The sequence below is a fragment of the Patescibacteria group bacterium genome (assembly GCA_041645165.1).
In the GTDB taxonomy this organism is placed as follows: Bacteria; Patescibacteriota; Patescibacteriia; order 2-02-FULL-49-11; family 2-02-FULL-49-11; genus 2-02-FULL-49-11.
In genome coordinates this window covers 15,024-36,073 of sequence record JBAZQN010000008.1, presented here as the reverse complement: position 1 = coordinate 36,073, position 21,050 = coordinate 15,024, and the positions used below count along the sequence as shown (strand labels likewise).

20 protein-coding genes are annotated in these 21,050 nt (G+C 43.3%); 4 read left to right on the top strand and 16 right to left on the bottom strand.

Features of this window, described 5'->3' with window-relative positions:
* Positions 1 to 77 precede the first annotated feature (77 nt).
* The 5 genes from WC659_03910 to WC659_03890 form a co-directional block, all read right to left on the bottom strand.
* Entirely contained in the window at positions 78 to 932 is an 855-nt protein-coding gene (locus tag WC659_03910; GenBank protein MFA4873054.1) for a carbon-nitrogen hydrolase, read from the bottom strand.
* A gap of 10 nt (positions 933 to 942) precedes the next feature.
* Positions 943 to 1,278 (bottom strand): SMR family transporter, encoded by a 336-nt coding sequence (locus WC659_03905; GenBank protein ID MFA4873053.1) that lies wholly within the window; start codon positions 1,276 to 1,278, stop codon positions 943 to 945.
* Positions 1,279 to 1,363: 85 nt separating this feature from the next.
* A complete protein-coding gene (locus tag WC659_03900; protein MFA4873052.1) occupies positions 1,364 to 2,473 on the bottom strand; it encodes a deoxyhypusine synthase family protein in 1,110 nt (369 codons plus the stop codon).
* 108 nt (positions 2,474 to 2,581) lie between these two features.
* On the bottom strand, positions 2,582 to 3,841 hold the full coding sequence (locus WC659_03895) for a hypothetical protein (GenBank protein MFA4873051.1): 1,260 nt from the start codon (positions 3,839 to 3,841) through the stop codon (positions 2,582 to 2,584).
* Between the two features lie 122 nt (positions 3,842 to 3,963).
* A complete protein-coding gene (locus WC659_03890; GenBank protein MFA4873050.1) occupies positions 3,964 to 4,566 on the bottom strand; it encodes a hypothetical protein in 603 nt (200 codons plus the stop codon).
* A gap of 120 nt (positions 4,567 to 4,686) precedes the next feature.
* On the opposite strand from WC659_03890, the gene WC659_03885 reads away from it, so the two are divergent.
* Positions 4,687 to 5,343 (top strand): hypothetical protein, encoded by a 657-nt coding sequence (locus WC659_03885; protein MFA4873049.1) that lies wholly within the window; start codon positions 4,687 to 4,689, stop codon positions 5,341 to 5,343.
* Positions 5,344 to 5,399: 56 nt separating this feature from the next.
* Here WC659_03885 and WC659_03880 read toward each other — a convergent pair whose 3' ends face one another.
* From WC659_03880 to WC659_03845, 8 genes are all read right to left on the bottom strand, one after another.
* A complete protein-coding gene (locus WC659_03880; GenBank protein MFA4873048.1) occupies positions 5,400 to 6,785 on the bottom strand; it encodes a hypothetical protein in 1,386 nt (461 codons plus the stop codon).
* A 61-nt stretch (positions 6,786 to 6,846) separates the two neighbouring features.
* A complete protein-coding gene (locus WC659_03875; protein MFA4873047.1) occupies positions 6,847 to 8,259 on the bottom strand; it encodes a Mur ligase family protein in 1,413 nt (470 codons plus the stop codon).
* 117 nt (positions 8,260 to 8,376) lie between these two features.
* Positions 8,377 to 9,456, bottom strand: a complete 1,080-nt coding sequence (locus WC659_03870) for a UDP-N-acetylglucosamine--N-acetylmuramyl-(pentapeptide) pyrophosphoryl-undecaprenol N-acetylglucosamine transferase (GenBank protein MFA4873046.1) — start codon at positions 9,454 to 9,456, stop codon at positions 8,377 to 8,379.
* Positions 9,457 to 9,463: 7 nt separating this feature from the next.
* Positions 9,464 to 10,567, bottom strand: coding sequence for a putative lipid II flippase FtsW (gene ftsW, locus WC659_03865; GenBank protein MFA4873045.1), 1,104 nt, complete (start codon positions 10,565 to 10,567; stop codon positions 9,464 to 9,466).
* Between the two features lie 106 nt (positions 10,568 to 10,673).
* Entirely contained in the window at positions 10,674 to 11,792 is a 1,119-nt protein-coding gene (locus WC659_03860) for a phospho-N-acetylmuramoyl-pentapeptide-transferase (GenBank protein MFA4873044.1), read from the bottom strand.
* A complete protein-coding gene (locus tag WC659_03855) occupies positions 11,789 to 12,541 on the bottom strand; it encodes a hypothetical protein (GenBank protein ID MFA4873043.1) in 753 nt (250 codons plus the stop codon). Before WC659_03855 ends, WC659_03860 begins: the two co-directional genes overlap by 4 nt.
* Positions 12,538 to 13,911 (bottom strand): ATP-grasp domain-containing protein, encoded by a 1,374-nt coding sequence (locus tag WC659_03850; protein ID MFA4873042.1) that lies wholly within the window; start codon positions 13,909 to 13,911, stop codon positions 12,538 to 12,540. Before WC659_03850 ends, WC659_03855 begins: the two co-directional genes overlap by 4 nt.
* Before the next feature lie 203 nt (positions 13,912 to 14,114).
* Positions 14,115 to 15,062 (bottom strand): PLP-dependent lyase/thiolase, encoded by a 948-nt coding sequence (locus WC659_03845; GenBank protein ID MFA4873041.1) that lies wholly within the window; start codon positions 15,060 to 15,062, stop codon positions 14,115 to 14,117.
* Positions 15,063 to 15,143: 81 nt separating this feature from the next.
* Here WC659_03845 and WC659_03840 point away from each other — a divergent pair, with 81 nt between their 5' ends.
* Positions 15,144 to 15,314, top strand: a complete 171-nt coding sequence (locus WC659_03840) for a hypothetical protein (GenBank protein ID MFA4873040.1) — start codon at positions 15,144 to 15,146, stop codon at positions 15,312 to 15,314.
* A 129-nt stretch (positions 15,315 to 15,443) separates the two neighbouring features.
* Here WC659_03840 and WC659_03835 read toward each other — a convergent pair whose 3' ends face one another.
* The 3 genes from WC659_03835 to WC659_03825 form a co-directional block, all read right to left on the bottom strand.
* On the bottom strand, positions 15,444 to 16,847 hold the full coding sequence (locus tag WC659_03835; GenBank protein ID MFA4873039.1) for a Mur ligase domain-containing protein: 1,404 nt from the start codon (positions 16,845 to 16,847) through the stop codon (positions 15,444 to 15,446).
* A gap of 129 nt (positions 16,848 to 16,976) precedes the next feature.
* On the bottom strand, positions 16,977 to 17,666 hold the full coding sequence (locus WC659_03830; GenBank protein MFA4873038.1) for a hypothetical protein: 690 nt from the start codon (positions 17,664 to 17,666) through the stop codon (positions 16,977 to 16,979).
* Positions 17,663 to 18,028: a hypothetical protein gene (locus WC659_03825; protein MFA4873037.1), complete on the bottom strand. Its 366-nt coding sequence runs from the start codon at positions 18,026 to 18,028 to the stop codon at positions 17,663 to 17,665. The genes WC659_03830 and WC659_03825 overlap by 4 nt, the downstream gene beginning before the upstream one ends.
* A gap of 82 nt (positions 18,029 to 18,110) precedes the next feature.
* Here WC659_03825 and WC659_03820 point away from each other — a divergent pair, with 82 nt between their 5' ends.
* Together WC659_03820 and WC659_03815 are read left to right on the top strand one after the other, a co-directional pair.
* On the top strand, positions 18,111 to 19,844 hold the full coding sequence (locus WC659_03820) for an ATPase, T2SS/T4P/T4SS family (protein MFA4873036.1): 1,734 nt from the start codon (positions 18,111 to 18,113) through the stop codon (positions 19,842 to 19,844).
* A gap of 21 nt (positions 19,845 to 19,865) precedes the next feature.
* Positions 19,866 to 20,963, top strand: a complete 1,098-nt coding sequence (locus WC659_03815; protein MFA4873035.1) for a type II secretion system F family protein — start codon at positions 19,866 to 19,868, stop codon at positions 20,961 to 20,963.
* The last annotated feature ends 87 nt before the right edge of the window (positions 20,964 to 21,050 follow it).

Sequence of the window (21,050 nt, the reverse complement as noted above, 5' to 3'; positions counted from 1 at the left end):
TCATATCGGTATTGAGTTATTTTTAACAAGAGCAATTATTTTCACGATCGTGAAAATAATGTACCTTTATTTGACAATTAAATTTCACACATAATTCTCCTTTCCTTCAAAAAGGGCCAATCTTTTCTCATTTTGTCTATTAAAGTTAAGTCACATTCCACTACCACATTTTCTTCTTTGTCTGTTGCGGCCATAGTAATCACTCTTCCATACGGGTCGCTTACAAACGACGTTCCCCAAAATTTCAGATCCCCCTCTACGCCAATTCTATTGACCGCCGCTACAAACACATTATTGGCAATTGCATGGCTGCGTTGGATTATCTGCCAGGCTTCATGTTCGGCTTGTCTTTTCCATTTTGGATTATCGTGCGGCCATCCAATGGCAGTCGGATAAAAAATGATTTGAGCTCCCTTCACCGCTGCAATGCGCGCAAGTTCGGGAAACCATTGGTCGTAACAAATCAACGGCGCGATTTTACCGTAAGGCGTATCAACTACGATGACTCCTTTATCGCCTTTATGAAAATAATAATCCTCCGAGTAAAGCCCCGACGGGATTGAAGGAATGTGCATTTTATGGTAAACACCAGCGATTTTGCCTTGCGTATCAATAACCGCAATGGAATTAAAATATTTGCCTCTGTCAGCTTGTTCAAACAATGAGCAGAGTATGACTATTTTATATTGAAGCGCGAGCTTCCCCAGCACTTCAGTGGTCGGTCCGGGAATCGGTTCCGCTAGTTTGAAATTTTTATCATCTTTCGGCCCTTGGCAAAAATATTTCGATAAAAAAAATTCTGGCAAACATACTATTTGTGCGCCACTGTCCGCTGTTTTCTTAATCTCCTCGATCGCATGAGCCAGATTTTTAACGCTATTTTCACTGCAGCGCATCTGCACAAGGCCTATTTTAATTTTTTGACTGCTCATGTTTGTCACATTAAATTTCAATAAGAACAACACTCAAAATTCCTAACCCGATTCCAATTTTATTTATCAAAGACAAATCTTCTTTGAAATAGAGAACGCCCACAAGAGCAACAATAACTAAATTCAAAACAGTAAATACAGAGATTGCTTTTGATAAATATTCATATTTCAGCGAAATCGCCCAAAAAATGGTTCCAATAAAATAAATCAAAAGGCCAAAATAAAGTAAAACGTTTCTACTGTCAATAGACCATTTTTTGAAAAAAATATCACCGGTCACTTCGAGAGCAACCGCTAGGACGATTAAGCCAAAGAAAATAAATTTTAAAGCGATTTCTGATGTCATTTACGTTTCGCGATTCATGTCATAGTGAGCTGAGTCGAATTGGTATTTTATACAAATAAGTGCATTACTTTGGGTAATTCAAAGTCTATAAATCCAGCAAGACTGCGGCAATCCAGGGGAAGACGACCGTGGCGTCGCTCTGGATGATCTGATAATAACTTTCAGGAGTAAGTTTGTCCCAGGTGATTTTCTCCTTGCCACCGGCGCCGGAGTACGAACCGTAGGACATTGGGGAAGAGCCAATTTCAATAAATCCCGCCCAGGGGCGGACTTTCCCGTGCAGCTGAAGGTCATGTATCAATGACGGCACGACACAGATGGGGAAATCAGCCGCAATGCCTCCGCCTAACTGAAGAAACGCGAGAGAGCTTTTTTTGGCAGTCGCCATGTACCATTCGTAGAGCCAGGTAAAGTATTCAAGGCCGGTCTTGATGATGTGGGGGTCAAAAAGCGGATCTTTGTTCAAACGGTATTTACCGCCATAAGTATAACTCGCAAAAATATTACCCATGGTGGAATCTTCGAATCCCGGAATAACAATGGGAATATTTTTTTTATACGCCGCATACGCCCAGCAATCGTCAGGGTTCGCGCCTGTATCGGGTTTAATAAGATTTTTCTCAAACAACCGACGGAAATATTCGTGGGGGAAATAACGCTCGCCCTTCGCCTGCGCTTCTTTCCACATTTTCACCAAATGCGGCTCCATGATGCGGACGCTCTCGTCTTCCGGAAGAAACGTGTCGGTAATGCGCCGCAATCCCGCATCGCGCAATTCTGCTTCCTGCTCTGGGGTTAATTCCGTATAACGAGGAATATACGCATAGTGCGAATGCGCGACATAGCGATAATAAGACTCTTCGTGATTGGCGGCGGTGGCTGATATAAGATGCACTTTATCTTTCCGGATAAGCTCCGCGAGCATAACGCCGATTTGAAATGAACTAAGTGCGCCTGCAATTGTTACTACTATTTTGCCTCCATTTTCCACATGTTGCTTCAACCATTGGGCAGCCTGGAGCGTGGCGCCTGCGTTGCAATGATTTAAGGTTCGCTCGGCTAATGCCACTACCGGCGTTTTGCTTCGTTTTATATAATCGCTTAATGTGCCTTTAGCGACTTTTCCAGCACCTGATTCCTGGATAATCAACTGTTTGAGCCCATGAGATAGTTTATTGAGTTTTGCTTTATTCATATAGCATAAGTTTAGAATTAAATCGCTTGTGATCACAATCCACTTCTGTCGGAATATTGCGGTGGTGAAAGGTCAAGAGAAATAGACATAACATTATTTTAGGGTTTCTTATCCATTTTCCGGCTTTGATATGGACGCACCAGGCTTTGAATCATGTGAAAGAATCAAAATCTCATCAGGACCCCCTTCAACAAATCCTAATTCAACCGCAGAACATATCATTGCTTCGGAAGCTTCTTGTCGGAAATGTTGTGGTTTTAATTTGCCATGGTCAGTCATAGTTCCCGGCAAGGCCACAGCCACCTTGTCACCCACTTTCCCAATATTGGGTCCGCCAAATATTATTTGCAATGTCTCCTCACCGACATTAACTCGAGCAATTCGAATTCTTTTTGCATACGGGTGATTTGAGATTGAGAGAATTTCGCCAACTACAACTTTATCTAAACTATTAATACGCCTTGATTTTGGGAGCTCGCTTCTTGTAATTGCATTTGCTATTAATTTTAATTCTCCGGCGTCGCGTATTGGAGCAATAATATTATTTTCAAGAATATTCCAGACTGTTCTTTTGTGAAGCTCCCACGCCTCATTGCTCTCAAACTGGTCTCGTGGGCGAATATACCACGCTTTCCACCAATCTTTCAGAATTTTTTCTAATTCTGACACGAGAACACTGTCTTGGTGGCCTTTTACTGCGATTTGAAGATGCTCAGTAATACCTTCCTGAGCAGGCGTACCATCTTTATTCCAAGCAAGTGGAGGCAATTCATAATGCACTTCTTCTCCTGACTCTGGCTTGTACAGTCTTCTCATCCCATTACCCGGCTCTATTTCTAACTTATTCCAATAATGTTGAGATTTTGGTACCGCTTCACACACCAACGCAACTAAATCCTTTTCAGGATTCATTAGTTTCTGTTGCTCCCGTGCTACTTCTACAAGAAGCTCATCCACCCACTGACTTACTCCAGTACTACGATATGCACTGAAGCCTTGGTATCCTTGTTTTTCCGCTTGTTCAGTAGCAGGGGTACCAAGATACTCGTCTCCTTCAGTTAAAGTAAAACGTATTGCCAAAATACCGTCTTGCACAGAACCATACGCGCCGCTTATTACCTCGTTATTTAAAGGATCTCTTGCTACAACACCGATAAAGCGCACATTTGAATCCTGATTTTGATTGCGGCTCATCTCATCCTGAAAAACTTCAAGAGGCTCAACTTCACCGGGTCTAAATTTTTTTATGAGGAGAGCGTGAAAATCTACTAATGATCTCGAATCAGGGGTGAGTACGACTTCAGTCCCCTGCTGAGCACGCAGAAGAATATCTCTCACATCTTGCGCTGGATATTCGCCTAATCTCATATGGCCTCTGTATTATTGTTTAAACAAATGATAGTCTCAGTATAACAAAAATCTTCATCAATTTCAAAATCTAGGGGAAAATTGCTTACCTGAAAATGTAATACCAGCGAGGTCTAAAAGACTTAGCTGGTATTTTTCACGTTTTTGCGTCGCAACGCGAGAACCGCGATGGTCCCGTTTGCGACCACCTGATAGGCAGCGTAGGCACCTACTCCCGACCAGGGAGCAGGAACCGCCATCAGGTTGATCACGCAGCCAATGGTTGTGCACACCCATGCTGTGCGGTCTTCCGTTCCGGGTTGACGGTAGGCCTTCCTGATGGTCGGGTAGATCGCCGCAATGTCGGCCATCAAGTTGGCGGCGAATCCCGCCGAAAGGCCTAGCCACCACCACAGTATAAGGCTTAATACTGCGATGGTTCCGGCAACGATGTCATTCTTATCTCGCCCTCCAACCCCATGTCGGATTGAGATCAGAGCGACTATTGTTGGTCCCATGGCGTACACCATGGGTAGCCACAGAGTGTAGGTCGCCCCCATAGCTACGTTATTGGCTAGAAAGGTCCAGCCAATAACAGAGATTACTCCCCACGTCACGCGGTTCGGCGTGACTCTCTGTCCAGACGGTAGCCTCATCGTCTGGAAAATCGCCCATATATATCGGGCGATTGCGAATGCTGCTAACGCGCCCGCTAGTGGGCCTACGATCGCTCTGAAACCTTCCATGAAAATCTCCTTAAATTAAACATATTTTAAAGAACTACGCACAGTTTATAAGGATTCACTATATTAAGCAAATTTTATAACAATATTGACAAAATTATCACACATTGTTATAATTCCAACATGACAACCATTTCCCAAGTTGTACAAGACCTTATCGACCGTTCGCCCTTTTTGTCGGAGGTGCTGTATGCAGATATGGTAAATATTTCCGGAGTAGCGAGGCAACTGCGCCCTCAAATAGAGAAAAAACTGCTCGAAGAAATTTCCGAGGAGGCGGTAGCTATGGCCCTCCACCGAATCAAAAGAAAATTAAAGCCGCCAACTTCCAATGTAGAAGTATTGAAGGATTCAAAGAACATTACCGTACGCTCAAATCTTGTCGAATTTATGTTTCTCAATTCTCCGAGTGTTATCAATATACACCAAGAGATTCTGAAAAAGACAGAGAATAAAAAAGATACATTTTTCAATATATCAGTAGGGCTTACTGAAGCGACTATTATCGTAAGCAGTGAATTAGAAAAAGATGTAGAAAAAATCTTAAAAAATCAGAAGAATGTAGTAAAAGTAAAAGATCTATCCTCAATCACCATAAAACTATCAACAAAAATGACCCTTACTTCTCCACCAGATGTGTATTATTTAATACTGAAAGCATTGGCCTGGAATGGAATAGGTGTCATCGAAGTCATATCAATTGGCTGGGAATTAAACATGTTTTTCATGAATACTGATGTAGACCAAGCTTTTTCGGTTATTAAGTCCATAACTTCATAAATTTCCTCTACTGTTCTTTTTTATGACACGCCATGATGGTATGAAAACCGAGCGCACTACCACCCAAATTTCATCCCCACTTCTTCTGGCGTATCGCGTTTGCACGCAACAGTGATAACCCCGTTTTGGATTACGAGTTTTTCAGGGCTTGAAAGCATACAATGAAGGCTCGCCAGTGCATCCTGGTAGGCTCCCGTATCAAGCACCGCTACATACAATGGCTCACCTTCTCGCAGATCCTGCAGGCGCGGTAAACGAACGCATTCACCGCCATTGGTGTACTTATCGTCCGAATCACAGCTTGATCCGGATAGCCAGACGCGTGATAATTTTACTGCATCCATATAATTAATCGGAATTACATGCCAACGCTGGTTTACTCCCCAGGTATCCGGTAAATCATTCATAATGCTTCCGTCAATAAAGTACCAGTGTTTTGAATCCCTGGAATGACCGTTGATGGCTATCTCTTTCTCGGCGATGATTTTATAAACAGTGATTTGTGCTGGTGCCATAAGATACCGTCCCCACTCGACAATGATATCCGGATGTGGCACCCCACCGCGCTCTGCGGCAGACTTAATCGTCCGTACGATACGCGGAGCTACTTGTTGTACAGTGTATATTTTTTTCTTCTTTTCATACGGCACGGCAAACCCTCCTCCAATATTCAGCGCATCGAGCATTGGATTATTCTTCTTCACCCGCAGGTATACCCCCATTGCCTCGCGTGCAAGCGTAATCAAATCTTGTGCGCTCGTTACCTGTGAGGCAGCGTGGTAACTCATTAATTTGAGATTTCTTATCTTCCCAAGCCCGATCAAATCCTTAGTGGGAAAACCGAATTGATCGGTCGGCTTGTCCCAATGTGAGCGTATACGGGTGGTAGGTGCCCATCGGATGCCAATATCGCCGCGGTAGCTACGGAGATATTCAAACTCCCAATAATTTTCTACGATGGGAACAATATCCAAATTCTTGAGCTTCAATTCCTCAATCAAAGATAAATATTTATTGGTTTTCGGACCGTTGCACAATACCTTTATTTTAGTGGAAAATTGCTCCTGTTCCCACATACGTTTGACAATCCAGAGCTCATTCGCCGAGCTCGTTTCAAGATGGGCGCCTTCTGAAACAGCGGGAAGTATAAATTCTTTCGTTTGGTTCGCCTTCATAGGGTAATGGAAAAAAAATTTTCCCCGATAGCGCTGCGCTCGCATCGCCGCATGGAACGCGTCAAATGTTTCGTTAAGACGCTCTTCAATCACGTGGGGAAATAACAGCTCCAATGATGTGCCAAAACGATCGCACAAATCTTTGACATTATATTGATAGTTACCCTCGCGCACGATAAGCTCGCCATCTTTATTCACGTCAAAATGCTTCGTGGCATAGTCGGCATTCCCCAATTTCCAAAATTTCCGCAAATTTCTTTTTTTCATATCGTATAAGTTATGATTCGACAAGTTAATAATAAATAGTGTACACCTTTTAATGCGATATTCAAGTATCTACACTGTGTTTTTTCTGCCTAAGCTTTAAGAAATGCTCGCCTACGCTTCTCACCGGTTCTGCGCCCATGGTTACCAATACGGCACTAGAAGGAATTTGAGCCAGAATTTTTGCCAATGTATAGTCATTTTGACCGTCGGTTACCAATGGATGATACGCCTTGACCGCGTGGATTAGGTTATGAGAAGACGAAACCCCGCCTCTTTCCTCATCGTTCATTTTCACAGGGCGAAGAATCACATGGTCTGCATGGGTAAAAGCTTGTGCGAGCTCATCCTGCATAAAGTCTGTGCGTTTTTTGCCATAGGCTTGGAATATGCACCAAAGAGGCTTATCCGGGTATTGTTCTTTAATGCCTTTAAGAACAGTTTTAATGGTTGATGGATAATCTGCTGCGTCATCTATAACATCGATGCCATTTGCCTTTCCTATAAGGCTTACATGCCTATTGGCGCCATGGTAGGAAAGGAGTATTTCACGTGCAAGATTAAAAGGAATCTCCAGATAATGAGCGGTGGCAATAACGGCAAGCGCATTAGTAAGCTGGTGTTCGCCTGGCAGTTCCATATGGTATTCTTCATCGTGCTCACCCTTTTTGATGTGCACGGAAAAAGAAGTGCGTCCTCGCGTCGACTGCACGTTCAACGCTCGCACGTCGACGCCTTCACGCCGGCCAAACCAAATAATGCGGTTATTAACTTTTTTAAGTGCAGCTATGATATTTTCATCATCGCCATTGGCGATAACCGCGCCATCGCGTTTTACATTTTTCGCAAAGGCGTGGTATGCATTGATGATATTTTGTATATTTTCAAAATAGTCCAAATGATCCGGTTCTATGTTCAGGAACAACGCTATCGAGGGAACGAGCGAAAGGAAATGCTTCTTATTCTCATCGGCTTCTACCACAAAATAACTGCCGAAACCGGTGCGCACATTGCTTTTCCAGGCGTCAACATCGGTCCTTACCACGACGCTTGGGTCGCGACCCGCTTTTTCAAGCAGCGAACCTATGTAAGCCGCCACCGTAGTTTTGCCATGGCAGCCGGATACTGCTATGGTGGTGCGGATCGTACTCATGAATCCGATACATTCATAGGGAGTGTGTAAAGGCAATCCCCAGTGCTTGGCGTTAAGGACATCAGGGTGCGTATGCGCACGCGGTGAAAAAATGACCATATCAGTGTGTACGGGGACAAAGGATTGTGACGGACTAATATGGCACATTATTCCTATTTGGGAAAGATGCGCAGTGCGCGCGTTTGCCACTGTATCGGAACCGCTGACTTTTTTCCCCCAATGATGCAGACATTCGGCTATTGCAGCACAAAATTCGTCGCCTATGCCGATAAAATATATGTTGGACACTTTAGAAAAATCAACTTGTTTTTTATGCATTACCATATAAATTACATACTTTAGTTTACTTCTGCGTGCATCTGCTTCTATGCCTCATAGATGCGGAAGAACGCTGATGATGACGCAGAATAACGCGAAAGATTGAAGTTCCAATATTGTGAATTATCGTGTTATAAGTTTTGGTGAACAATTATTTATCAGTGAAATCACCGATGAACCGTCATCGACCGGAATAGCTCTGTGAAGAGAAGCACCTAGCGCATTAAGGGAAACTTGATCAGCTAATAGTTTCGTGAGGGTATTAATAAACATGGAAGATGTCAAATTATTTTGATGCAGGACCACTGCAGCGCCGGACTTGGCAAGCAGTACAGCATTGTGCTCCTGTGGAGAATGTGGAAGCGGTATAAGGATGAGCGGCGCTTTGAGAGCGGCGGCTTCAGTAATGGTGCCCATGCCCGCACGGCTGATAATTATGTCTGCGGCCGCGTAAGCAAAGATCAGATCATCGCCAAAAAATGGCTGTGCTCGATATCCGGATAATTGCTTACCCTTCTGGCTAATTGATGTTCCTGTACTGTGTAAAACGTTAAACGTGAGAAGGAGGCTATGGATTGATTCCTGCACAAGTGCGTTCAGCGGTTCAGCGCCAATTCCTCCGCCTAAGACGAGAATGGTGGGCTTTGTGGCAAATGAAAATCGGAGCAGGGCTTCCTTTTTCATTTTATCCCTCTCACTGGATAGTGCGAGAATGGCACTCCGCACAGGGCATGCTATGGGGACGGAATGTTGGGGCAAAGGGAACAGAGACCCAAATTGCGAAAGGAATGGGAGTACCAGACGATTCGCCAAACCAAGCTTAACGTCAAGCTGTAATGCAATGGTGGGGATTTGAAAAAACCACGCTACCCACAGGAGGGGCACTGAAATAAAGCTTCCCGCAGAAACTATCGCAACAGGTTTTTTGAATAAGAAAAAAAACACCGATTGGAAAAACCCCATTACTATGAAGAGCGGATCAATGAATGTTTTCCATGAAATATACCTGCGGAATTTACCGCCTAAAAAAGGCGTATAATGGATTGACAGCGAACGAAGCACGTTTCGCTCAGGCCCTTTATACGTGCCGCACCAACATATTTCATTTGAATAGCGCTTTTTGAATTGTTCGATAACGCTGACCAACGGCATGACTGATCCAAGGGTTCCTCCTCCTGAAAAAATAATTGGACGTATCTTCATAATATTATTATGCAGTAGTGCGAGATATGCTTAGACAAACACCCAACGCAGTAAGTGTACTGAGTACCGCGGTCCCCCCAAAACTCACCAGGGGCAAAGGAAGACCGGTGAGCGGAACAATTCCTATCATCGCGGCCATATTTACAAATGACTGGACCCCAATCCAAAAAATAACGCCCAACACAAAGTAACGGCTAAATTCATCCGGCACCCTTGATGCTATATCAAATAGTCTATAGATCAATATCCCTAAAAGAATTATCAATCCCACAGATACGATAAATCCGCCTTCTTCACCAATAACCGCAAAAATCGAGTCGCCTGCTGATTCCGGCAAATAGCTGAATTTTTGGCGAGATTTTCCTAATCCCAAACCCCACCAACCGCCGGAGCCAATCGCAATCATGGATTGATTTACGTGGTACCCAACGCCGGTAGGGTCTCTCTCAGGGTTTAAAAACACCGCAACCCTGTCTTTACGATAAGGTGAAATAAGGATAGCAGAACCAATAAGCATAACTGCAATAATTGTAAGAGAAAATATATGGGTATATTTGGCTCCTGCGCCATAAAATACTCCGAGTGACATAATAATGATTATTGCTACCGTGCCTGGATCTGGTTGCAGGAACACCAATCCTGCAAGCAGCCCCAGAAGGGTCAAAAAAGGCAAAAGGCCGTAGAGCGTGCTGGTAAGATGTGTTTTACGTTTTTTAAACCAGACGCATATGTAGAGGAGAAACGTAAGTTTGGCAATTTCTGACGGCTGTAAGGTACTCACGCCGACATTGATCCAGCTTTTTGCATTATTTATGGTGATGCCAATACCGGGGATGAACACTAATACGAGCAATACTAACGTCACCGCAAATGCGGGGAAAGCCAATTTTTGCCATAGCGCAGGTGAAATTTTTATGCTTACCAGCATCGCGATCAACCCAACACCTACATGTAAAAGCTGCTGTTTGGTGAAATAGTAAGTATCGCCAAAACGTTCAAAACCAAGCACGTTTGAAGCAGAGGCGAGCATCACGAGGCCAAAAATGGTCAGTAATAATATAAGTCCTAGGAGTTTGTAATCAACGGCATGCACGGTTGAGGAGAGAGGCATATTTCGTGAATAAATCCCAATTTCAAAATCCAAATGTCAAATAATCAATTTTGGAAATTGGGGCTTGGAGCTTTATTGGGAATTGGATATTGGGATTTGGAATTTATCAATGTAACGCTACCCATATCCCGATCATAACTGCGATGGCATTCAGCACCCATGCGCGCATCACAATTTTTTCTTCGCTCCAGCCGCGTGCTTCAAAATGATGATGGAGAGGGGCAAGAATAAATATCCGTTTGTTGAGAATGCGCTTGCCAATTGATTGGATAATAACACTTGCGAGCTCTATAAAAAAAATAAATCCGAACAACGGCAGCACCGCAATGCGGTTTTGCGCGATACTCATAACTGCCAACAGCGCACCAAGGCCCAATGATCCCACGTCACCCATCTGGAACCGCGCAGGTTTGATATTAAAATAGGTATACGTAAAGAGGCTTCCTATCACCGTGGCATTGAGGATGGCGAATGCCACGTTCCCTTGTATCCATGAGAGCATAAGCAAGCCGCCAAACGCAGTGAGCAGCGTACCTCCCGCCAAACCGTCAAGCCCATCGGCAATATTAACCGCATTAGCCGTTGCCATAACCGTAAGAATGATGAGGGGAACGAGAAGTATCCCCAATGAAAGCTCTCCGCTCCATGGCAACCAAATGGCTTTCCATTCAGGACCAAGCTTTGCGTAGATCCACCATGCAGTAATCGCACCTGCAATGAATTGAAACAATATTTTTTCATGCGCTTGTATCCCCTTCCCCGGATAAGAGCCCATGTGAAAAAAGAAACGCTTATAGGCAACCCATGGGATGGAAAGGCGGTAATACCATCTCATCCACCAATCACGATGGACGCGCGCGAGAGTCATCGTATGCTCAAGGGATCGCATGAGCCGTTTGCTTCCATAAATATTCAATATGTCATCAATGCCTCCCAGCGCGCTAGAGAGAAGCATCACGCCAATAGGAACCCACGTGAAACGCTGGTTCCAATTAAATAAGAAGCTTAACGCCGCCACGGTGACCACCACCAATAATCCTCCCATGATAGGAGTCCCGTGTTTTGCTTGGCGTCCGGGAAGCGGGATGGCAAACCTGTGGTCGCCTGTACGCAATATTTTCCAACGGTACAGGATCGTGGTTAACAACGGCGCCCACGCAAACGCGACGACGCAGGCAAGAATGAGATAACCTAAACTTATTACAATAATATTCAAAGATGTCATAAAGCCACGCATTTCAGTCTAAAAATCCCGTTTTTTTCTCTTTCTTCAAGCCAACCTTCTAACGCAGGTTTCTGGTCTGGCAATGATTCCTGCCATTGTTGTTCATGAAGCTCACCCCTGGAATTCGTAAAGAGAACTTTTCCTCGCTGTATTCCCGAGTTATCTCCAAAACGGTCGCTTGAATGAACAAAGGAAAAGGAAATGATACGCTCTTGGTCTTTTTCAACTTCATAAATAAGAAGCACGTGTTTCCCCCCGCGCGTGCGTATCAAATCGCCAGGCTTAATATCAGTGAGCAAAACACCATGCGCATTTTCCAGGGAGGTAAGCAATGTGACGTCAATATTCTGAAAAGGGCGAAAATGTAATAATAATTTTCTTTTTAATGAATATTGCGTGCGCAGCAATGACTGTCCAAGTGTGGTATGGGATGCTTCCTTTACCCATGGATCAAGAATATGGGAGACCAATCCCGAACAATCAATGCCTATGCGTTCGTCAACCATCAATTGCCTAATTTCATTTCCTGAAAGTTTGGCTAAATCAATTTTCTTAATCAGCGCGCATGATTTCACTTCTTTTATAATCTCTTCCGGCGATCCCTTTCCCGATTCGACCGCAGATGCTGCGCGTTTCCGAACCCCTGCATTCATGTAATAAGGACACCTCACATGACGCCTAAGACCGAAATCAAGAGATTCATAGGCGTTCATTACATTTTGGCAGAATTCTGGCAATGTGAAGATCATATTTCAATCTGTATTTCTTTACGAATACTTCTCATAACATCGAGATAATTTTTACCAAACGTGTCAACTATACCTTGTTTTGACTGTATTCTCAAGAGTTCTCCGCCTGGTTTTACCTTTTCATTTTGAGAAACCGAAAAAGCAAATATTTCACCTTTTTGCGTTTCAGCCACACTTGTTGCTTTTTCAATAAACTCATGTCCTTGTTTGTCTGCCTTGTAGCGACCCGGCAAAAATTCATTTTGCAACGAAACTGGATGATTTTCAATATTGCGGAAAAATAATTGAGATCCTGTAACTCTCCAATCTCTCCCTCTTAATATAAGAGGGGGTTGGGGGGCGTTATTACCACATAACGTATTTACATGCCATTCCATAATATTTATTTCGTCGTTTTCATTTTGTAATTGCGACTCTAAGCTAACCGATGCCGGCTGCCGTGCGTTTATTTCTATAAGATATGCCCGGTCTGCGGCCGCATCAATGATCACGTCAATGCCAAATAATCCCCTCCATCCGTTCTGCATCATATATTTGCCTATTTCCACGGCAATTTTTTTTACCTTATTATGCGTCTCTTCGCTCACGCTGTTCCAATCATTCCCAACTGTCGCTAGCTGATTGCCTGTGAGCTCCTTCAAACCTGTGATCTGTTCGCTAGTGCCTCCACATACTACATTATTATCCCCTATCACACATGCATTGATAGTATACATCCTACCCTTAATATACTCCGAAATCTTTACTATACGTTTGGGAAACCTTACAACCTCATTTTTCCACAATTGTTCATTGATAATACGTTTCGTTCCAGACCCAGTATGGCCGATGTTATATTGCATAATAAAATCTTTTCCAAACTGGCGCATTAAATCTTCATATTCAAATTGACCAACCTCGCCAATAATGCTTATAGGAGTCAATACCTCAAGTGAAGCGCTCTTTTCTTCTCTAAGCCAACTATATTGACTAATCTTATTTTCAATCTTCCCAGAAAGTTCTGCGGAAGGATTTAGCAGCTTCCAATTTAATTTTTCGCACTCTTCTTCAATCTGATGAGAATTTTTAAACACTAAAATATTCGGTTGCTCTTTATCTGGCAACTCATGAACCTTTTCCTGCACATATTCACTCCTTATCAATGCGAGCGTACTTCGCACTCTCAATTTTGTAACTTGTTTCTTGTTGCTTGTAACTTGATTTATTAAAATGATTTGCTTACTAAATTTGTGCTTTATTGCCTCTGCCAGCGGACTTGGATAGGTAATCACATAATAATCATTACGTATGCCCAAAAATCCTGCTGCGCGCTCAATGTCGCGAGTAATATAGAAAAACGCCATACCCAGAATATCAATATCCAACGCCAAACGGGGCTGGCATTGCATAAATCCATGAAATAAATGCGACCTTGGAGAATTGATTCATAACAAAGCTTGAAGATCACGTTTGGCGTTTGATGAGGGAGGCAATGAAAGCGTTTTTCGATGCTCTCAAACTGATTCTTAGAAATCTATTAATTTCCCATCTAAAGGTATGAGCCTCCCTCTTGGATATTGTATAACTGGGCATACTATTTCCCAGTAAAAATTAATACAATCGGTTTCTTTACATGAAAACCTTTTGAACAAGCCTTTTGTAAACCCGCGAGCGACATGGCGCTTTCCGGACTCACGTTTTCATGCAGAACTCCGGCTAACTTTTTCATCGCAATTGTAATTTCTTCATCAGATACGATCCATCCCGATCCGTGGCTTTCTTTAACCGCGTTGACCACCTGATCTTTACGATTTGCGACGCGATCCACAATGGCTGATGCTATGGAAGATTTTGTTGGCGTAAAATCGCTATCAAACTCACTCGCGATAGGATGCACCCTCGTCGATTGCACAATATAAAAATTGGGTATTTGTCCCGCACCTTGAATCTGATTCTCTAAGATATGCGAGATCCCGCTATGGCGGGAGATTTTGGATTTTGGATTATTTTGAAATCCCTCCCATAACCCTACCAACATTGTTCCTGAAGATACAGCCATAAAAACACTCCCTCCTTTACCTTTAGTCTGTTCTACTAATTCTCTTACTAACTCATAGTACCCTTCAAGTAAGCAATCGTCCTTCGACCCTCGTAATAGACGTATATGTGTTTTACGGCTAAATTGACCTGCTTCGCTTTTTGCCAATTTTGACCAGTGAATAATTACGTTGTCAGTCTTGTATTCGTTTAATCTGTCTTTTTTTTCTTGGGAAATCGTTGGAGGAAGAAAAAGATGGAATTGAACCTGTGTATGATGGTGCGCATAATACGCGGCAGAAACGGCAAAGTTGCCCGAAGAGCTTAGGCAAAATGCCTCCTCCCCCTTCTTCACTAATTTATCGACATAGGGAAAAAGCGCCCTATCTTTATGGGAACCGGAAGGATTCAAGTCCTCTCGCTTGATATATATTATTCTACCCATACAGTTTTCCGGGAGGAGAGGAAAAATGCATTTCTGAAGGGGGGTGGGTTGCAATTTCATTGGATTGATTGATACACTGTAATATGGCTACACTGTTATTGCTTAACAGTACAGCAATGTAACAATTTAACAATATTTCATATGGATTACCATACCACATGCCCTGAATGCAAAAATGAGCTTGATTATGAGCGTGGCGCTTTAAGCAAAGGCGAAGTTGTTGAATGCGAACAGTGCGGCATGACACTAGAAGTGACTGGAATTGACGCGCAAGGAAATTTTACTACGGTCATCGTGGAAGAGGAGAAATAGCCCCTACGGGGAATGACAAAGCTCAAAATTTCCCGCTTCAGCGGGATCCCGCATACTTTAGATAACCAAATTCAAGGAGCGGGACAAATGTCACATGTCAATTTGAAATTGGAAATTTGAACTTTGGCATTACAGACACTCTAGTGTCTGTTCGATCATCCCTCTGAATCCATGCGAGCCGAGAAAAAGTATGCAGTCGCCCGGTTGGGCGATTTTTTGCAGCTTTTGGACAACCTGAATATCATCATCGATATAAACGACTTCCTCTATATGAGTATTCGATGAACTGATAATTTGCGCAAGTTGTGCGCCATCCAACCTTGCCTCTGTATTTTCATTGTGTTTCGTTGCTGATAAACGCGGCACAATAACGGTATTCGCGGAATTAAACGCATCTCTATATGAGGGCGCTAACGAACGAAGCCGATTCCCTACGTTCGGTTCAAAAACGACTATGACGCGTCCGCGATTAAATGTTTGCTTCACCGCATCAATAGCAGATTTTGCCTTGCTCGGTGAATGGGCGAAGTCGTCTATTATGCTCACCTTGTTCACCACACCCCTTACTTCAAGCCGCCTGCATACTCCCTGGAACGAGGTGAGCGCTTGCATGATGGCAGTTTGATCAATGCCGGAAGCACGCGCAAGCGCTACTGCACCGGTAAAGTGATCGAATGCAATACTGCCCAAAAGAGGCACACTCACCGGGCCTATTGTTTCATTTGAAGGTCCGTAAAATGTCATTTTGGTTGCTTTTTTTTGATATAACACCTCTGTGCTCCAATCTGCACCGCTCCCAGTCCTTCCGTACCATACCACCGGTGCAGATGCCTTGTTGAGAACATCGCGCATATGTGGTCGGTCCAAAGCCGCGCAGATGAGTCCATTGGGAGGCATCGATGCAACCAACTTTTTAAACATTTCAATGTAGGATTCTTCTGTCGTATAGATATCTGCGTGATCCCACTGCACGCCGGTTAACACTAAAAAATGCGGGTCATAAAATGAAAATTTTGGGACAGGATTCCATCGGCATGCCGGATACTCGTCACCTTCTACAATGCTCCATAACGAATCATTTGATCGCACGCTATTAGGAAAATTGCGCATCATTCCGCCTGCCATGAATGAAGGGCGTCTCCCCGCGCATTCCCAAATCCACGCAAGAAGTGCGGTCGTGGTGGTTTTTCCAAAACTTCCCGCAACCACGATTGAGTTTGATTTTATTACGTATTCCCGTAATGCCTCAGGGTAGGACTGATAAGGAATACCGCGCTCCCTTATCGCAGAAAATTCAGGATTTACAAGGCTGATATAATTCCCCACCACTACCTTATCAGGATTCCCTATCCGCTCAGGATGAAATCCAACATAATATGCAATCTTATTCTGTTTTAAATAATCCGATATAGGGGGATAAATGCCTTTGTCAGAACCAGTTACGCGCCATCCCAAATCCCAAAACATTTTAGCGACTGGCGCCATGGCAGTGCCGCATATTCCTATAAAATGAATGTGTCTTTTTGCGATCATAAGCATGAAAACTATCCTCTCGAAAATTCTCTACATTATTTGCTTAAATCCCAATGTCAAAATCCAAATATCAAATAAAATCTCAAGTTCAAATGTCCAATATCAAATTTGACATTGGGATTTTGGATTTTATTTGAACTTTGAAATTTGGATTTGGGATTTTTCAGGTTTCCCCTGCTGCCATTTTTTACCATTAAACCACTCCACTCCTTTAAACTGAAATTTATAGAGTGAGCGTTCATTGTGGATACTTCCCAGATATACATAGTCCATATTTTTTTCTTGCGCCCAAAGGATCGCCTTGAGCATCATTGCCATTCCCAAGGAAGGAAGCGTTAATGCGCGTGCATGTGCCACGTCGTAAAAAGGATACGCATAATGAAGCATACGCGCAGATGAAAAAAGAAGGCTGTAGCCGAGAGGGCGTTCTACTTGTTTCCATTGATATATAAAAACGCCATTCATGCTTTCATGAGGCGAGGTGAATAGGGTCTTTATTTTCTGGGCGCTCATGGCGCGTGAGCCCGTTTTCTTTTTATAAAAATCAACTGCAATTTTTCCAATTGTCCAATGATAGCCTGGATAAGGCAGTGCTTCATAATGGAGATTAAGGAAAGCATAGTTTTTCAAGATCCGACGATTCTCGCTTGATAATTGAAAGGAGCCTATGGAAACTCTTACCGAGCGCACCTGTCGCATAATGTGCGGCCCCCGTCTCGTAAAAACATAACCTTCCTCATATTTGCGCCCTATCATAACGCTTGAGTCGTGGCCAATCGAAATTTCATTAAAATAATGATACGGCTCATGATCGCTCATAACACAAATGTTGAAAGGTAAACCGTGATGGCGCACAAAAACGCATTCATTACCGTTGTGAACGTAAGTAATGCCGCAGCAAGCCTTGGCTCATCGCGATAAAGCATCCTTCCCACACCGCCATTGAATATGGTCATGAGGGTGCCTGATGCCGCAAGCAGGTAAAAATACCAAAAAGGGCCTATAAAATCTATTCCGAAATACACGGTGATATGCAGCGGGATCGGATCTACCGATGGCTCAATGGTAAAATACACATAGACCCAGGTTGCCGCATTTAAAACAAACGAAATCGCCACATTCCATATAACCCATGGAAGCCGGTGGTATAAATCCTTTCGTAATGAGGGGAAAAGTGGCATAAATGGGAGTTTTACTAGCATCTCATGCGCAACGTCATATTCTATGGTATAATATATACAACATAACGTCTATACCAAACCCATGCCCCTCTCTCAATCTAAAAATCTCTTTGAAGCGATAATAAAGGGAAAAATTGCTTCAAAAAAAGAACTGGATGCGGCATTAAAGGAGGCAGAATCATCCCATAAGCAGTTAGAGCAGGTTTTGCTTGAAAAAAAATTGATCACCGAGGATCAGCTGGCTGAAATTCAGGCAGAACTTTTAGGATATCCTTATGTGAAGCTCAACGCGCTCAATATCCGAAAAGATATTCTTAATCTCATTCCTGAACCGATTGCTTCTTCCCATCTCATTGTCGCGTTCAACCGCACGGATACCGCATTGAAAGTGGCGACCCTTGACCCCGACGATCTTCAAACTTTTGAATTTATAAAAAAACGCACAGGGCTGGATATTGAAATATACATCACCACGCCTACCGACATACACGAAATACTGAAACAATACCATAAATCATTAAAGGCTGAATTTGAGGAAATCACAAAAGCTGAAGTAATAAATGATGAAGATCACGAAAAACTAAAAGAGCTCGCGCAGGACCTTCCCATCATTCGCATTGTGGATACCCTGCTCGAATATGCCATTTTTGAAGGCGCATCTGATATCCATATTGAACCCACAGAAAAAGAAGTGGTAGTCAGATATCGCGTAGACGGCATATTGCGCGATGTCATGACATTGCCAAAAAAAACCCAATCAGGCATAGTCGCGCGCATAAAAATTCTTGCTAATTTAAAACTCGACGAACACCGAATGCCGCAGGATGGCAGATTCAAAATAAGCACCAATGAATACCGTATTTCATTCCGTGTCTCGGTCATTCCCGTGTTTGACGGTGAAAAAATAGTATTGCGGCTCTTAAACGAATCCGCACAGATACTCACGCTCGAACAGCTCGGGTTTTACGGAAAATCTCTTGATAAAATCAAATTCAACATCACCAAACCCCATGGGATGATATTAATAACCGGCCCTACCGGTTCCGGAAAAACGACAACACTCTATACCATTCTCAATATTATAAATACGCCAAATGTAAATATCACTACCATTGAAGACCCCATAGAATATCGGATGCCTAGAGTGAACCAGAGCCAGGTAAACCCGAAAATAGGCTATACCTTCGCTGCAGGATTAAGGTCTTTTTTGCGCCAAGATCCCAATGTCATCATGGTCGGTGAAATACGAGATTCAGAAACTGCAGATATAGCGGTAAATGCAGCTATGACAGGACACTTAGTGCTCTCTACACTCCACACGAACGACGCCGCCACCGCGTTTCCACGACTGCAGGATATGCAAGTCGCTTCTTTCCTCATTACCTCAACTGTTAATCTGGTGCTCGCGCAGCGGCTTACGCGTAAAATTTGTCAAAATTGCAAACAACCGATAAAACTCGATCGCAATACGGTGCAAGAATTAAATAACCAATTTGACCTTTCCGCGATAATTGAAATATTTGCAAAAGAAAAATTGGTTGATTCCCCTAAAACCCGATTCGAATCGCTGGAATTCTGGAAAGGAAAGGGCTGTAAACAATGCAACCAGGAAGGGTATAAAGGGCGTATAGGCATTTATGAGGTTCTCTCCATAACACCTGCGATCACTGAGCTTATTTTAAAACGGGCATCTGCTGAAGAAATAAACGCATGCGCAAAAAAAGAAGGCATGTACACCATGTTCCAAGACGGGTTTATTAAGGCAAAGCAAGGCATCACTACCATCGAGGAGCTTCTCCGTGTTGCCAAAGATTGATATTGTTAATTTTGACGCGCCATGCCAGAACAAAATTACAACAAAACTCCCCAAAACACTTTATCGTGGATAAGCCGCCATCATCCGATTTCACTTACAGAAAAAATCTTTTTCATACAAAATCTCCAGGTAATGGTGAAGGCAGGCCTCTCTCTTGCTATGGCATTGCGGACCCTTGCAGATCAATCTACGCATAAACGATTCCATTATGTAATACACAACATTTACGAACAAGTAGAGAAAGGAACGCCATTCGCACGGGCACTCTCGATGCATCCTTCAGTTTTTCCTGATCTTACTGTCAGCATGATTGAGAGCGGAGAACTTTCAGGAAAACTCGACGAAGTGCTGCAGCACGTAACCGAACAGATGAAAAAAGACCACGAACTTATCTCCAAGGTGCGCGGCGCCATGCTCTACCCTTCTATTGTCATAATTGCCATGATCGGCATTGGAACTGCCATGATGATATTTGTGATCCCGAGACTTATAAGTGTTTTTGCAGAATTTAAAGCGACGCTGCCGCTCCCTACCAGAATTCTTATCGCCACGAGTAACTTCACTACGAAAAATGGTCCCTTTGTACTTATTGGATTGGTGTTGCTTATTGTCGCCTTCCGTGCTTTTGCTAAAACTGCTTTAGGTACACATATACTACATACATTGTTACTTCGTTTGCCCATTTTCGGTCCTATCATCCATAAAGTAAACTTAGCTCGCATAAGCCGTACCTTTTCATCGCTCCTCACGACAGACATTCCCATCGTACAGGCGTCAATAATTACGTCCCGCACAATAAAAAATATCTATTACCGCGAAGCACTGCTTGATCTTGCAGAACGCCTCAAAAAAGGATCACCGGTACATGTGGTGTTTTCATCATATCCCCACCTTTTCCCGCCGGTGGTCAGCCAGCTCACGCGCGTGGGTGAAGAATCAGGAGCACTTGACAATGTCCTTTCCCAACTTGCGCTTTTTTATGAAGAGGAAGTTGATCAGATAATGAAAAACCTCCCTTCCATCATAGAACCGCTGCTGATTTTAATCCTTGGCGCGGGTGTGGGTGCTATGGCTGTCGCTATCATCATGCCGATGTATTCACTCACCCAGACGATATGAATCAAAATTATCAATTTTCAATTTTCAATTTTCAATCAATGTCACAATTTCATAAGCCGCAGATGTTTGAAAATTGGGACATTGAAA

Coding starts and splice junctions, on each gene's coding strand:
- WC659_03910 (MFA4873054.1), bottom strand. CDS start 932: ATGAGCAGTCAAAAAATTAAAATAGGCCTTGTGCAGATGCGCTGCAGT.
- WC659_03905 (MFA4873053.1), bottom strand. CDS start 1,278: ATGACATCAGAAATCGCTTTAAAATTTATTTTCTTTGGCTTAATCGTC.
- WC659_03900 (MFA4873052.1), bottom strand. CDS start 2,473: ATGAATAAAGCAAAACTCAATAAACTATCTCATGGGCTCAAACAGTTG.
- WC659_03895 (MFA4873051.1), bottom strand. CDS start 3,841: ATGAGATTAGGCGAATATCCAGCGCAAGATGTGAGAGATATTCTTCTG.
- WC659_03890 (MFA4873050.1), bottom strand. CDS start 4,566: ATGGAAGGTTTCAGAGCGATCGTAGGCCCACTAGCGGGCGCGTTAGCA.
- WC659_03885 (MFA4873049.1), top strand. CDS start 4,687: ATGACAACCATTTCCCAAGTTGTACAAGACCTTATCGACCGTTCGCCC.
- WC659_03880 (MFA4873048.1), bottom strand. CDS start 6,785: ATGAAAAAAAGAAATTTGCGGAAATTTTGGAAATTGGGGAATGCCGAC.
- WC659_03875 (MFA4873047.1), bottom strand. CDS start 8,259: ATGGTAATGCATAAAAAACAAGTTGATTTTTCTAAAGTGTCCAACATA.
- WC659_03870 (MFA4873046.1), bottom strand. CDS start 9,456: ATGAAGATACGTCCAATTATTTTTTCAGGAGGAGGAACCCTTGGATCA.
- ftsW (MFA4873045.1), bottom strand. CDS start 10,567: ATGCCTCTCTCCTCAACCGTGCATGCCGTTGATTACAAACTCCTAGGA.
- WC659_03860 (MFA4873044.1), bottom strand. CDS start 11,792: ATGACATCTTTGAATATTATTGTAATAAGTTTAGGTTATCTCATTCTT.
- WC659_03855 (MFA4873043.1), bottom strand. CDS start 12,541: ATGATCTTCACATTGCCAGAATTCTGCCAAAATGTAATGAACGCCTAT.
- WC659_03845 (MFA4873041.1), bottom strand. CDS start 15,062: ATGAAATTGCAACCCACCCCCCTTCAGAAATGCATTTTTCCTCTCCTC.
- WC659_03840 (MFA4873040.1), top strand. CDS start 15,144: ATGGATTACCATACCACATGCCCTGAATGCAAAAATGAGCTTGATTAT.
- WC659_03835 (MFA4873039.1), bottom strand. CDS start 16,847: ATGATCGCAAAAAGACACATTCATTTTATAGGAATATGCGGCACTGCC.
- WC659_03830 (MFA4873038.1), bottom strand. CDS start 17,666: ATGAGCGATCATGAGCCGTATCATTATTTTAATGAAATTTCGATTGGC.
- WC659_03825 (MFA4873037.1), bottom strand. CDS start 18,028: ATGCCACTTTTCCCCTCATTACGAAAGGATTTATACCACCGGCTTCCA.
- WC659_03820 (MFA4873036.1), top strand. CDS start 18,111: ATGCCCCTCTCTCAATCTAAAAATCTCTTTGAAGCGATAATAAAGGGA.
- WC659_03815 (MFA4873035.1), top strand. CDS start 19,866: ATGCCAGAACAAAATTACAACAAAACTCCCCAAAACACTTTATCGTGG.